Origin of the sequence: Methanolobus chelungpuianus (genome assembly GCF_024500045.1) — an archaeon.
Classification (GTDB): domain Archaea; phylum Halobacteriota; class Methanosarcinia; order Methanosarcinales; family Methanosarcinaceae; genus Methanolobus; species Methanolobus chelungpuianus.
Map to the genome: position 1 here is coordinate 62,923 of NZ_JTEO01000001.1, position 13,098 is coordinate 76,020.

12 protein-coding genes are annotated in these 13,098 nt (G+C 51.3%); 3 read left to right on the plus strand and 9 right to left on the minus strand.

Features of this window, described 5'->3' with window-relative positions; all coding sequences use genetic code 11:
- The first annotated feature begins 67 nt into the window (after positions 1–67).
- Positions 68–712, plus strand: a complete 645-nt coding sequence (locus PV02_RS00335) for a DUF6064 family protein (RefSeq protein WP_256621440.1) — start codon at positions 68–70, stop codon at positions 710–712.
- A 28-nt stretch (positions 713–740) separates the two neighbouring features.
- Here PV02_RS00335 and PV02_RS00340 read toward each other — a convergent pair whose 3' ends face one another.
- From PV02_RS00340 to PV02_RS00355, 4 genes are all read right to left on the minus strand, one after another.
- A complete protein-coding gene (locus PV02_RS00340) occupies positions 741–1,445 on the minus strand; it encodes a DUF1614 domain-containing protein (RefSeq protein ID WP_256621313.1) in 705 nt (234 codons plus the stop codon).
- An 82-nt stretch (positions 1,446–1,527) separates the two neighbouring features.
- The gene (locus PV02_RS00345; protein WP_256621315.1) at positions 1,528–1,944 is read right to left on the minus strand and encodes a bifunctional nuclease family protein; all 417 of its coding nucleotides are present in this window, start codon (positions 1,942–1,944) and stop codon (positions 1,528–1,530) included.
- A gap of 132 nt (positions 1,945–2,076) precedes the next feature.
- Positions 2,077–5,745, minus strand: a complete 3,669-nt coding sequence (locus PV02_RS00350) for a hydantoinase B/oxoprolinase family protein (RefSeq protein ID WP_256621316.1) — start codon at positions 5,743–5,745, stop codon at positions 2,077–2,079.
- Between the two features lie 179 nt (positions 5,746–5,924).
- Positions 5,925–6,584, minus strand: coding sequence for an HVO_0476 family zinc finger protein (locus PV02_RS00355; protein ID WP_256621318.1), 660 nt, complete (start codon positions 6,582–6,584; stop codon positions 5,925–5,927).
- 260 nt (positions 6,585–6,844) lie between these two features.
- On the opposite strand from PV02_RS00355, the gene PV02_RS00360 reads away from it, so the two are divergent.
- A complete protein-coding gene (locus PV02_RS00360) occupies positions 6,845–7,663 on the plus strand; it encodes a hypothetical protein (RefSeq protein ID WP_256621319.1) in 819 nt (272 codons plus the stop codon).
- 128 nt (positions 7,664–7,791) lie between these two features.
- On the opposite strand, the gene speB is transcribed toward PV02_RS00360, so the two are convergent.
- The 5 genes from speB to PV02_RS00385 all read right to left on the minus strand — a co-directional run bounded on the left by speB (position 7,792) and on the right by PV02_RS00385 (position 12,000).
- Positions 7,792–8,667 (minus strand): agmatinase, encoded by an 876-nt coding sequence (gene speB, locus PV02_RS00365; protein WP_256621320.1) that lies wholly within the window; start codon positions 8,665–8,667, stop codon positions 7,792–7,794.
- 21 nt (positions 8,668–8,688) lie between these two features.
- Positions 8,689–9,072, minus strand: coding sequence for a translation initiation factor IF-5A (locus PV02_RS00370; protein WP_256621321.1), 384 nt, complete (start codon positions 9,070–9,072; stop codon positions 8,689–8,691).
- Positions 9,073–9,203: 131 nt separating this feature from the next.
- The gene (locus PV02_RS00375) at positions 9,204–10,925 is read right to left on the minus strand and encodes an aldehyde ferredoxin oxidoreductase family protein (protein WP_256621322.1); all 1,722 of its coding nucleotides are present in this window, start codon (positions 10,923–10,925) and stop codon (positions 9,204–9,206) included.
- A 2-nt stretch (positions 10,926–10,927) separates the two neighbouring features.
- Complete coding sequence (locus PV02_RS00380) at positions 10,928–11,299, minus strand: methylated-DNA--[protein]-cysteine S-methyltransferase (protein WP_256621323.1); 372 nt, start codon at positions 11,297–11,299, stop codon at positions 10,928–10,930.
- The gene (locus PV02_RS00385) at positions 11,296–12,000 is read right to left on the minus strand and encodes a matrixin family metalloprotease (RefSeq protein ID WP_256621325.1); all 705 of its coding nucleotides are present in this window, start codon (positions 11,998–12,000) and stop codon (positions 11,296–11,298) included. The genes PV02_RS00380 and PV02_RS00385 overlap by 4 nt, the downstream gene beginning before the upstream one ends.
- Positions 12,001–12,042: 42 nt before the next feature.
- On the opposite strand from PV02_RS00385, the gene PV02_RS00390 reads away from it, so the two are divergent.
- Positions 12,043–12,942, plus strand: a complete 900-nt coding sequence (locus PV02_RS00390) for an HAD family hydrolase (protein WP_256621327.1) — start codon at positions 12,043–12,045, stop codon at positions 12,940–12,942.
- The last annotated feature ends 156 nt before the right edge of the window (positions 12,943–13,098 follow it).

Below are 13,098 nucleotides of genomic sequence, written 5' to 3' on the forward strand. Positions count from 1 at the left end.
TACCTGATCATTGTTATGTTTTTATTATGTCCCGCTACAATCCAAATATATGAAGGCCAGTGATAAAATGGGTTTACCTTTTACAGAAGATCAGTTTCTGAACAATTTCGCTGATTATAATTCAGACATATTTCCAGCGCAGGTTTTCCTCTACTTGCTTGCAGGACTCTCAATATATCTTGTATTTAATAAAAAAGCTTATTCTGACAGGCTGATTTCCTGTATACTGTTTTTCCTCTGGTCTTGGATGGGTATTGTTTACTATATCCTCTTCTTCTCCTCGATTAATAAACCGGCCTACATCTTCGGGTTCCTATTCATAGTACAGGCTGCGCTCTTCCTTAAATATGGAGTGCTTGACAGAAAACTTTCCTTCAGCTTCAGCAAGAACATATACGGACTCGCCGGGTTGGCAATGATCCTGTATGGCCTTATTATCTATCCGATCTTTGGATATTTCATTGGCCACGTATACCCGTATCAGCCGACTTTTGGTGCTCCCTGCCCCACAACCATATTCACTTTCGGGCTTCTGCTATGGATTCCTGCGAGAGTGCCAAAAAAGCTTCTTGCAATCCCTCTGTTGTGGTCGTTTGTGGGATTCTCGGCTGCATTTGCCTTTGGTATCCTGGAGGATATACTGCTGCTGGTGGCTGGACTGGTGGCTGTCATTTTAATATGGTACAGGGACAGCAAGGGCGACACTGTCTGATATAATTGCTTATCTATACGAGGATCCTTCACACCAGCAGCACCGCAATGACTCCTGCCAGGAAAACTCCGTCGAATGTCCCCGCGCCGCCGATACTGGCAACCGGCGCTCCTATCTTGCTTATTGCCCTCAGGTTCAGCAGGTCGGCGCCTATGAGGGTTCCCATGGTGCCGCTGACGTAAGCTGTAATGAAGATAAGGTCGTGGGCGGCTTGTGTCATGGAGATGACAAGGGTGGAGCCAAGCGCCGCCGTAAGGGGAGGTATCAATGCGGGTGAGACTATGCCGACTCCCCTGACGGGGCGTGCTACCATCTTTGTGATAACAGCAACGATGGCGGTTGCATAAAGAACGTATGGGAAGGCTTCGGGGAAAAGGCTCAGCAGGTATAACGATACAAGGGCGGGGATAACTGCTCCTCCTACATTGATGGCAAGTGTGGTCTTCCTCAAGAAAGTCTCCCTGAAGGGCACCCTGTAACTGATGCCAAACATCCTTGCATGGCGCTGCTCCTCAATGGATATCTCCGCTTCGACAGTCCGGAGAGGGATATTGATATTGCTTCCGATAAGGGAGAAGAAAAGCAGGATGAAAGCATCCCTCCATGAGAAGCCTATCCTGGCAAAAGCAGTGCTGGCAAGCCCGAAGAACAGCACGGAGACGACAACGGCAACGAACAGTGTCAGGACTATGGTAAAAGCGATTTTGAACGGGCTGTAAAAAAGTGGTTGCATAGTATTAATATTTCTATAGTCTGATGGTATTTATGCCTATCACAAATACTGCCTGTCCCCCTGGATATGTCGTGAGCAGGGCTCAGCCTATGCTGTTGGCGTTACCGGCCCCGGAGCCCAGGAAGCTGTCCTTGTTGATCGAATCGCTCATGAACAGCTCCTTGTTTATGTATATAGGTGCATTCTGCCTGAGGGCCATTGCAATACAGTCGCTCGGCCTGGCATCGAACTCCATGTCTGCGCCGTCCCTGCTCAGCCTGAGCCTTGCATAGTAGATATTGTCTATCTTCTCGTCAATGAGCACGCTCTCGATCTTTGAGCCCAGCCTTTCCAGCATGGCTATCATCAGGTCATGGGTCATAGGCCTTGGCATTGTCTCATTCCTCAGCACCGAATTTATGGAAATGGCTTCGGAATTGCCTATATGTATCGGCATAAGGTAGCCTTCGTCATCCTCAAGCATGACAGCAGGGACGGAACTACCCAGAATACTTATCATGAATACTCCCTTGATGCTGACTTCCTTTAAGCTTCTATCAGGTTTCATATAATTGGGTGATTTTGCTTTATTCACTATTCACAAAGCAGGTTGATAAGCAGCGATACTTAGCATTTTGTTCCAGTGTTTATTTTAAGGTTTCTTCCCGGATATCTCTATCTCTCCGAACCCCCCACCTCCAGGGGTCTCAATGACAAAAACATCTCCGGGACTTACCTCACATACGGCCTTTTCCCCCAGTTCAAGAAGTACTCCATCCTTTTTAACGATATAGTTACGTCCCGCTTTTCCATCCTCTCCACCCTGCAGTCCGGAAGGTGGTATCCTTCTGTGGCCTGAAAGGATGGCAGCCCTCATGGGTTCAAGAAAGCGCAATCTCCTGATGACACCACATCCGCCGGTGTATTTTCCTCTGCCGCCGCTTCCCTCCCTGATGGAGAATCCCTCCAGGAGCACCGGGAAGCGCCATTCCAGCACTTCGGGGTCGGTGATCCTTGAGTTTGTCATGTGGGTGTGCACCGCATCCGTTCCGTTAAAACCGTTTCCTGCACCCGAGCCGCCGCAGATGGTCTCGTAGTACTGGAACTCTGCGTTCCCGAAGGTGAAATTGTTCATGGTGCCCTGGGAGCCTGCCATCACTCCCAGCGCCAGGAGGAGAGCGTCCACTATGGCCTGGGATGTTTCCACATTCCCGGCAACCACTGCGGCAGGATATGAGGGGTTGAGCATGCATCCCTCAGGTATGGTGATCTCCAGCGGCCGGAGGCATCCCTCGTTGAGAGGTATGTCCTCCTGCACCAGTGTCCTGAACACGTAGAGCACGGCCGCCTTGCATACTGCCACAGGTGCGTTAAGGTTTCCGGGATGTTGTGCTGAGGTGCCGGTAAAATCAACGTGTGCAGTTCTCCTTTCCCTGTCAATGCTGACCCTCACCCTTATCACGCTGCCGTCGTCAAAGGCCTGCACAGCTTCCCCATTCCTGAGACATGTGATAACCCTTCTCACCGCCTCCTCTGCGTTGTCCTGTACATGGCTCATATACGCTTCCACAGTTTCAAGGGAAAAGTGCTCTGCAAGCTTCTTCAGTTCAGCCGCACCCTTCTCGTTGGCAGCTACCTGTGCCCGCAGGTCGGCGATGTTCTGTGAAGGATTACGTGCGGGATATGGTCCGCAGAGGAGCCATTGTTTCACCTCTTCCTCAAGGAAGCGCTCCTGCTCGACTATCCGGCTTCCTTCTGTGATGGCACCTTCCTCTCCTATGTGCCTGCTTTCAGGCGGCATGGAAGCCGGGCTTATCCCTCCAATGTCGGCGTGATGTCCCCTTGAGGCCACATAGAACGCTATCCTGTCTTCGATAAAAACGGGTGTTATCACGGTAATATCCGGAAGATGGGTACCTCCGCTGTAAGGGGAATTGACCATGAACACATCTCCTGGCCGCATATCTCCGAACCGCCCTATCACCGACCGGACGCTCTCGCCCATGGAACCCAGGTGGACAGGGATGTGAGGTGCGTTAGCCACAAGATTGCCTTTTTTATCAAAGACCGCACAGGAGAAGTCCAGTCTTTCCTTGATGTTCACTGAATAGGCGGTGTTCCGGAGGGTATATCCCATCTGCTCTGCAATGGACATGAAACGATTGTTGAATATCTCCAGCATAACAGGGTCTGCTTCCGCACCTATCTCCTGCTTTTGCGGTGAATGCTGCACTTTTGTGAGTATCAGGCAGTTCTTCCGGGTAAGCTCTGTCTCCCAGCCAGGCTCGATGACAACTGTTGTGTTCTCTTCCGTTATAATGGCGGGCCCGCAAATCCCGGCTTTAGTTTTCAGGCTGCTTCGCCTGATGACAGGTGTTCTGTGGAACTGGCCGGAGGTATACATAAGAGTATAGTCTGTGGCTTCATCCTGAGAGCCTGTCGATGGGAGAATATTGTTTTCCTGCATATCTTCCCCGGAGCCTATGATCTCCACTGATATTGCTTCCACAACAAGTTTCCTGTCCTGCATGATGAATCCGAAACGTTTCCTGTGCTCACGGTCAAAGGCGGCCCTGATGCTGTCCATGTCGGCAGGATCCATTAGCAGCGGAGTGTTCGTTCCGATATATCTCACATGAACTTTATGCTGTGCAGTGATCTTTTCCTCCGTTACTCCCTGATCCAGCATCTCTTCCCTTCCATCTGTCTCCATCCTGGAAAATTCCATGCTCAGCTGCGTGAGAAGTCCTTCATCAAGCACACGTTCGACTGCATGCTCTTTCAGTATCCTCCTGTCTGCAAGCCCCATGCCGTATGCAGAAAGTACGCCTGCAAGGGGATGGATGAAGATCGTTCTCAGTCCCAGCGAGTCTGCCACCCGGCATGCATGCTGTGCTCCGGCTCCTCCGAAACAGCAGAGAGTGTAATTCTTGACATCGTAGCCCTGCTGGATGGATATCTTCTTGATGGCGTTTGCCATATTCTCCACAGCGACCGTGAGGAAGCCCTCTGCAACTCTCTCAGGCGAATAATCCTCGCCGGTGAATGAGCCGATCTCCTCAGCGAGTTCCCTGAATTTGTGAGCGACGGTCTCCCTGTCAAGGGGCAGGTCCGCGCCCGGGCCGAACAGGCAGGGAAAATTCTCCGGCTGTATCCTGCCGAGCATCAGGTTGCAGTCCGTGACAGTAAGCGGCCCTCCCTTGCGATAACAGGCAGGCCCTGGGTCCGAGCCCGCGGAGTCAGGGCCCACACGGAACCTGCCCGAATCGAAGTGAAGTATGGAGCCTCCCCCGGCCGCAACTGTATGTATATGAAGCATGGGGGAACGCAGATGAACTCCTGCCACTTCGGTCTCAAAACTTCTTTCATATTCACCGTTGTAGTGTGCGACATCCGTGGATGTACCTCCCATGTCAAAGGTGATGATGTCCCTGAACCCCGCCATTTCCGACGTCCGCACAGCCCCCACGATGCCTCCTGCAGGACCGGAAAGTATACAGTCTCTGCCCCTGAAATATCGGGCATCTGTGAGGCCGCCTCCTGACTGCATGAAGAGCAGGCGTGTCCTTCCGCCTGCCCCCTCAAGTGTTGCAGCGATCCTGTCGATGTACCTCTTCAAAACCGGGGACAGATAGGCGTCCACCACGGTGGTCTCTCCGCTGCTTACGAATTTAATTAAGGGGCTTACCTTATGGGATAGTGAGATGTGAGTAAACCCTATATCCTCGGCTATTCTCTTAAGCTGGAGTTCATGGTCAGGATAACGGTAGGCGTGCATCAGTACTATGGCAAGGGACCTGATACCTTCTGCGTATACCTTTTCAAGCTCTTTCCGGGCCTTTCGGGTATCCAGGGGTACCAGTTCTTCCCCTCCGGCGGTGTAGCGCTCCCTCACCTCCGTAACGCTTCTGTAAAGCAGTTCAGGCCGCCTGATCTCGAGTGCAAAGATGTCGGGGCGGTTCTGGTAAGCTATACGCAGGGCGTCCCTGAATCCCTCGGTGATGACCAGGGCCGTAGGCTCGCCCTTGCGCTCCAGAAGGGCATTGGTTCCCACAGTGGTTCCCATTTTAACGGAAGAGATATTTTCACTTCCCAGAGGATCCTGGGGCCCCAGTCCGAGTATCCTGCGGATTCCCTCCACCGCTGCATCCTGGTAATGTCCGGGGTTCTCTGAGAGCAGTTTATGGGTAAGCAGTCTCCCTTCAGGAGACCTTGCGACAATGTCAGTGAAAGTTCCGCCACGGTCTATCCAGAATTCCCAGGAGCCCCCTTTTATTGTTTCTCTCTCCGTGGATTTTAGTGGCATTTTTTCTGAAAGCATATTATCTCTGCCAGAATGAAGTGTCAATATCAAATAGTAGGAAATTGTAGGATCCTCATTCTGCCGGATGTGAGGCAGCTCCGGGAGCTGTGGCGGGAACCTCCGGTATGAAAAGCTGCCTGAAGCATTCTGGATTGTTCCAGGTACTTCTTCCCGTCCTCCTGTCCTCTTGAAGGGATTTACCAGCTACGACCTTTCCCGCGCATACTCCATGCGGTTTTGCCGTCAGACCATCCTTTACGTTTGATTTCGTCAGCAAAGATCCTCTTAACGTGTTTTGCCTCCACGGTTGCACCCTTGCCTGAAAGGAAAGTGCCATCCCTTTTCTTTATCTTGGTTATCTCAAAGTCCACATTGCCAACCCTGTCAGTGTGGCCTATTACAAACTCATATCCTCCGTGCACCCTCTTCTGCAGTGCTTCGGTATGCCTGCCCTGATGCACGGATATCTTAACGATAACCTCGTCAATGGCCCTGCCCCAGATGGTAGTGATATCTGCGGCGTTTGCGGAATCGACCCTCTTCTGGGCCGTGTCAATGGCTGTTACGATTATCGGGTATACCTCATCGTTCTCCTCGTCATCGACTATTATCTCATCGTCCACTGCCACTGTGTCCTCTGTTGTCATCCTGTTAATGCAACTGATGGAATCCTGGCCCTTGCTGATTATTACCTTTATGACTACATCCTTCGGTCTCTCGATGGTTGCGGGGTGCACTGTACCGCACTCCTGGCAGCGCACTATGATATTCTGCCCGGTCTTCAGTACGTCATGCGGCACCTCTTCCTTGGGTGAGCACGAAGGGCATACGACTTCTACTTCAACTTCTTCGCTCATGATCTCGGTTGTATCATTGTCCGGGGAATGTAAATAATTAACTGAGTGGAGTAACAGGGTGAAGATAATTTTCCGGCTCCTGTACTGTCGTTCCGGAAGTTTCCAAAGGCGTTCTGCCAATCATGCAGATGATTCCTGGATAGGGCGCCCTGGCTCTTCACAGGTGTCTTATCAGAATACCAGAAATGTTATTATGGCCCACAACAAAAAACTGGTTTGATAACTTCTACCCTATCCGGTAGAGTGAGGGAGGTTAGGATATGGAGCGAAAGCCAGTAATGAGCACAGCACTGGTTTTTCTGGGAGTGCTTATTGTCCTTGCGTCAGGATGCACGGGCAATTCAGATTCAGAAGAAGCACCTTTTCAGGAAACGACGAATGGAGGAGTGACCAACGAGACCGGTAATGCCAGTGAGGGGGGAATGGCGAATGATGGAGGTTCTACAGGTGAGTACCATCCTGCAATAGATCCTGCAAATTTTGTTGAGAGGATAGACAACCCGTATTTTCCACTGACGCCGGGTACGACCTTTATTTATGAAGGCGAGGATGAAGGGGCAACTATAGATGTCGAAATATATGTCACCAATGAAACAAGAGATGTAATGGGTGTCGCCACTACCATCGTCAGGGAAACGGAATGGGAGGACGGTGAGCTGGTGGAAGATACATATGACTGGTTTGCCCAGGACACCGACGGGAACGTATGGTATTTCGGTGAGGATTCGAAAGAGTATGAGGGCGGTGAAGTCGTGAGTACTGCAGGTTCGTGGGAGGCCGGTGTGGACGGCGCGAAACCCGGGATCATCATGCAGGCAGACCCGCGGACAGGTGATGTGTACAGGCAGGAATATTATGAGGGTGAAGCCGAGGACATGGCCGAAGTGATCAGTCTGAGTGGGAACGCCACAGTGTCTTATGGTTCATTTGAGAACTGCCTGGTTACCAGGGAATGGACGCCGCTTGAACCCGGGATAGAGGAGAATAAATATTATGCCATGGATGTTGGCCTGATCATGGAAGAAACTGTGGAGGGTGGATCAGGAAGTCTGGAACTTGTAAATATAACCACTGAATGAAGGACAGCTCTGTTCCTTCAATTATATTTTGAGGGCCGTTCTTGAAGAACACGCTTACTTGCCATATGTATGCAGCCTGGCTTTTTTACTGCATAGGCACAAAAATGAGCGAGGTGAGTAGTTGCAGCCTAATGCTGCCTCTCACTTGCGGCATGGGCCGCGATGAATTCCCTCAGCAGCTTCGTGCCAAGCAGTGCGCTCTGGCCGTTGTCGTACTCCGGGGCTATTTCTACGATATCGAAACCCACGCACATGGGTGCGAGCCTGTGGATCACCTCACGGACCTCTATATCGCTGAGGCCGAAAGGCTCGGGAGTACCTAGGCCGGGTGCATATGCCGGGTCGAGAGCATCCATGTCCAGGGAGAGATATATCTTCGAGCAGCCAAGATAATCAATGATCTCCTCAAGGACCTTCCTGATACCTTTCTTGCGGACATCGTCAGGAGTATAGTACCTGATGTTGTTCTCCCTTGCGAACACCCATTCTTCCTTTGGCCCGCTGCGCACGCCGATGGTCACATACCTGTCAGTGACCTCGTTGAGGACATGCTTTGAGACACAGGCATGGTTATACTTGACCCCTCCATACTCCTCGCGCAGGTCGAAATGCGCATCCAGTACCACAAAGCCGATCTTCTCATCCGAGTACCTGGCACAGGCTTTTACGCAGGGCAGGGTGAGCGAGTGCTCTCCTCCCAGCATGATAGGGATTTTTCCGTCTGCTACAATGGGTTCGACTGCAAGGGTCAGTTCCTCAAGTGTCTGGTCCACCGTGGAATAGTGCTCGAGGTTGCCTGCATCATGTATCATCAGGTCCTCGTAATCTACGTCAAAATAGGCATTATAAGTTTCAAAATTTGCAGATGCCTTCCTCATGGCATCCGGCGCCCACCGGCTTCCTGACCTGTATGATGATGTCCCGTCGAAAGGCACACCGAATATCACATATCTGGCAGATGCGTAATCCGACAGGGCATCCATCATTTCAGGCTTATGGAACATACGTGACTAGTTTAAGTGAGATTATCTAAGGTCGATCCTCATCTTGCCCATGGCTGTGATGTAGGTGATCTCTTCTCCTTCCTTTATCCTGTCCCTGTACTCCTCGGGAACCGGCAGTTCGAAGGTTGAGAAGTCTCCCATGTCCATGAGCTGGACGATGTCCCCGCCAAAGGAGAGCACCTGTGCTGTCTTCCTCTCGACTATGGGAACGTACGCCTTGTCAGAAACAGGGCCCACAATTGACCTTTTCTGGTTGTCGAAGAGTCCTATGACATCTATCCTTGCTTTTGCAGAACCGTGCTTTCCGGGCTTGGACTTGGATATGCTCTTGATAACACATGGCTCGTCATCGACAATTACGTATTTACCTTCTTTGAGTTCCTTGACTTCAACTTGTACTTTCATTTATGATCCTCCATTGGAAAGTTAAACTATGATCGTAATTCGTGGGGTATAATTCCCTGTTCTATATATCAATTTAACCTATATATCCCACAAGAACCGGAAATACTTTATAGCAGGCATAACTAACGCATTCAACTATATAAATCAATTTGTTCGCCCAGACCCAGTTCCTGTAATTTTTCCCTTGTTGGCCTTCCTTTTTCATCCCATCCCCTGAAATGGTAGTAGTCATCAAGGGCGTTCATGAATGCTTCCCTGTCAAGACCGTCCTTCCCGAAAAACCTCTCCGGCAGGGTGTCATCCTTCCGTGAGAATCCCTCCCTTACATTGAGCATTCTCTCCAAGTTATAGATGCGTTCCCCGCAACGCAGCAGCCTCTCTGCAGTGTAGTTCTTCCCGGTTGCGGCGTTGAGAAGGGATGCAAGCTCCCCCTCTCCTAGAGCGAGAACAGCAAAAGGACAGATAACAAGAGAATCAATGACCGCCGCAAGATTCTCGAAGTACTGTACAAGGGCTGCCTTGCCATCAAAAGTGAGCCTGTTGAGGACCATGGGCTTTCCCATCACTTCCGGTGCTGCCATGAAAGCGCTCAGGTGACATCCTCCCCTGTTGGATGTGGCATAGGCAAGAGCCATTCCTGCCATGCTCCGGGGATCGTATCCCGGAATATCAAGCCCTTTGACGCTCATGCTTCCCCGACCTTTTTCCATGGAGCACAGGTACGAGTACGAGCCTGCAGCAAGTTCACTTCTCCCTTCTCCCATGTCCCTGACAAGCGCCATAAGCTCCTCCTCACCAAGTCCGGCGCCCTGCAGCTCCATGTATGCCGCAATGGCAGACCCGCAGGACAGGGGATCCATCCCATAATCCGTACACATGCTATTGATCTTGGTAATGATTTCCGGATCGTGCCCGCCGATATTTGGCCCAAGCGCCCACAGGGAATCATAGTCCGGTACCTGGAAGCCATCCTCGAATGTTCTCCTGCAACCCCCAGGGCAGGCAAAGCATGGTGTCTTTTCGGTCCGGTAGTTCTCCTTAATAGACTCACCTGATATCCCCTGCCCCGAAGATGATCCAGTGTTCCTGAAATTATCTGCAGGCAGAATACCCATATAGCTTAACAGGTCCGCAAAGACTGCTGTTCCGTAATTGGCAAGTCCCTTCGATACAGGAGGATTTGCAATGAGCAGCCTGTTCATCCTCTCCACGGCCTTTCCATAAGCTTCCGGTTCGGCTATCTCCGGCTTATTGCTTCCCTTCACAACAACAGCCTTGAGATTCTTTGAGCCCGCCACCGCCCCATGTCCTCCGCGCCCGGCAACATAGCCATCACTCACCATGCCTGCCATGGGCACCAGCCTCTCTCCTGCTCTTCCGATACATGCTACCTTCCCCCTGGTGCCAAGAACTGATGCTGTTTCACCTGTGTTCTTTCCCCACAGATGGTCCGCAGGCAGTATCTCCACTTCCTCATCCTCTATGCGGATATATACAGGCTCGGCGGCCTTTCCTGTCACTATCAGGCAGTCCACTCCTGCAAATTTCATCTCGGCCCCGAACAGGCCGCCGGCATTGGAGTCAAAGATTGTCCCGGTAAGGGGTGATCTTGTTGTTATCGTGAAGTGTCCTGACATAGGCGCCGTAGTGCCTGTAAGCGGCCCGGTGCAGAGGATAAGCGGATTTTCCGGGCTCAGCGGTTCTGTATGGGGTCCGGTCAGGTCGGCCATCAGTCTGCAGGCAAGTCCGCGCCCGCCGATGAACTGTTCAGCATCCTTTTTCTTTGTCCTCGACTCCGTGACCGAGTTGCTTCCCAGGTCCACTGCTATTGTCCTTCCCGTCCATCCGAACATGTTCATTCCCTGCCTGAAGATACCCTTGATTCCATATCAAGCATTTTCTTCTTAAGTTCCGTTTTCTCTCCGCAGGTCTCCCCGCAAAAGCCGCCAATACCAGATGATGAAACTACCCTGTGACAGGGTATGATTATCGGGTACGGGTTCTTCGCAAGCGCACTTCCCACTGCCCGCGCAGCTCCCTCCTTTCCTATGCGGCAGGCAAGCTCGGCGTAGGTTACGGTCTGCCCGTAGGGGATCTTCCTTACTTCGGTGAGCACTTCCTGCTGGAACTCCGTAAGGTCGCTCAGATCGGGTTCGTAGCCTGAGAAATCCACATCTTCCCCGCTGAAATAGCGGAGTATGTCCTGGAAAACTGCGTTCCGTTTCATTTTTCCTTTTCGCCGAATATCTCCTTCTCAAGTCTCTCCCTTTTCTTCCTGGAGTGCAGCCATCCTCCACCGTGGTAGAACACGATCCCGGCCCCAAGCAGGGCTCCCAGGATTATCAGGGGCAGTGTCCTCTGTACGAGCAGCGGGTCGATGTCGTCCATACGGTCGTAGGTCGGATACATGATATCCTTCCTGTTGTTGCTGTGGCCCAGTCCCAATGCATGTCCGATCTCATGCTTTGCTATCTCCTGCATGTTGGAATCCCCATACTGTCTCCATGAATATCCCGCGTAGTTGCCTGTTTCCAGCACGATATCCACATGCTCGTACCTGCCGTTCACTTCATATGGCCTGGCAAAGCCTGCGACGCCGCTCTCAACTCCCGCCTCCGCTTCGAGGTTTTCCACCCACATGATAAGGATATCCGCATCGTTCACGTCCACTATCCTGAACTCAGGAGTGTATCCTAGTTTACCGTTCCCTCCCTCGCTCCAGTAGTCAAGGGCCTTCTCCACCTGCACCCTGTAGCTGGGGCTGTAATGGGCTGGTACGTTCCTGTCGTCTATGTGAACGGTGATAGTCTCGTTACCCCATGGATCAGGATTAAGTTCAGGATATATATTCTCTGACGGGGAAAGGAGCACTGCAAGGAAAAGCAGTGCCAGGACCGCAAGCATTGCTGTTCTTCTGTTGTTTTGCATCTGTCTCTCTACAAAGTATCAAGGTCCTATATAATATACCTGATGACATTCCCTGCCATCACAGTATCCCTCCTTCCCGGCGTAAAGATAATCACTCATCAGTACAAAGCACCCTACATGCAAAAACGCGTGGCTGTAGTATTTGACAGTGCAGGTACCCTCCTGCGGATGTATCGTGTGGCAAGGGAGGCTGCCACAGGTATGATCCTTGATGATATCCAGACCACTCTTCTGGTGGCCCTTAAACCCCGCAGGGCTCTTGTAGTTATGAACGGTGATCTTGAAAGTATCATCTTTTCGTGTCCGCCCATGACATTCCATCAGTTCCTCGAAGCGTACGGGGTCTCTATCGAGATAAGCTGCTCTAGCGGTCCCATAGAGCTGGACGAAGCATACGGGATAATACAAAAGAGCAGTGTGTGCGTTGACGATCTCAGGGGCGTGATATCTATTGTAAGGGGCCGCTGTCCTGATGTATTCTATCTTGCTGCAGGTATCATTGTTGATGTGCAGGAGGGCACGGTGCCCTATGTGCTTAGCACAGGTGGGAGAATGTATTCAGATACGCCTCTGACAATAAAACAGCTCAGGGAAATGGGTGCGGACGTGTTCATTGCTTCGGGAGACGGCTATCATAACCTGAACAGACTTGCAGCGACAGTGGGCATCCCGGGCAAGGATGTGTACGGGGTTGCCTCTCCCCGGGACAAGGAAAAGATCATCCTTGAACTGAAGGAAAGATACGATTCGGTTATCATGGTGGGGGATGGGATGAACGATATACTTGCACTCCGGGCAGCAGATATCGGTATAATGACCACCCAGCAGGGAGATGAGAGACCCCGGGCATTAAGGGATGCGGCAGACAGAGTCATTGACAACATCAATGAAGTAACAGGGATCGTGAAGCAGGTTCTGTCGCAAACCTGCAGGAGCCTCTGAGCGGATATGGGTCAACGATCTACCTTTATTTTGAAAGTTAACGGCGCAAAGCCGATGCGTTATGTTTATGTAGTGAGTTTGATAATCCAAGTATAACTTATTTGTAAAAAACTCATTAGAATGTTGTCAGATGGTTTGTATGGGATATCGGATACT

Excerpts from the sequence above, each read along its gene's own strand:
- PV02_RS00355 (WP_256621318.1), bottom strand. The coding sequence starts at position 6,584 with ATGAGCGAAGAAGTTGAAGTAGAAGTCGTATGCCCTTCGTGCTCACCC.
- PV02_RS00335 (WP_256621440.1), top strand. The coding sequence starts at position 68 with ATGGGTTTACCTTTTACAGAAGATCAGTTTCTGAACAATTTCGCTGAT.
- PV02_RS00350 (WP_256621316.1), bottom strand. The coding sequence starts at position 5,745 with ATGCTTTCAGAAAAAATGCCACTAAAATCCACGGAGAGAGAAACAATA.
- PV02_RS00385 (WP_256621325.1), bottom strand. The coding sequence starts at position 12,000 with ATGCAAAACAACAGAAGAACAGCAATGCTTGCGGTCCTGGCACTGCTT.
- PV02_RS00340 (WP_256621313.1), bottom strand. The coding sequence starts at position 1,445 with ATGCAACCACTTTTTTACAGCCCGTTCAAAATCGCTTTTACCATAGTC.
- PV02_RS00360 (WP_256621319.1), top strand. The coding sequence starts at position 6,845 with ATGGAGCGAAAGCCAGTAATGAGCACAGCACTGGTTTTTCTGGGAGTG.
- speB (WP_256621320.1), bottom strand. The coding sequence starts at position 8,667 with ATGTTCCATAAGCCTGAAATGATGGATGCCCTGTCGGATTACGCATCT.
- PV02_RS00390 (WP_256621327.1), top strand. The coding sequence starts at position 12,043 with ATGACATTCCCTGCCATCACAGTATCCCTCCTTCCCGGCGTAAAGATA.
- PV02_RS00370 (WP_256621321.1), bottom strand. The coding sequence starts at position 9,072 with ATGAAAGTACAAGTTGAAGTCAAGGAACTCAAAGAAGGTAAATACGTA.
- PV02_RS00380 (WP_256621323.1), bottom strand. The coding sequence starts at position 11,299 with ATGAAACGGAACGCAGTTTTCCAGGACATACTCCGCTATTTCAGCGGG.
- PV02_RS00375 (WP_256621322.1), bottom strand. The coding sequence starts at position 10,925 with ATGTTCGGATGGACGGGAAGGACAATAGCAGTGGACCTGGGAAGCAAC.
- PV02_RS00345 (WP_256621315.1), bottom strand. The coding sequence starts at position 1,944 with ATGATAAGTATTCTGGGTAGTTCCGTCCCTGCTGTCATGCTTGAGGAT.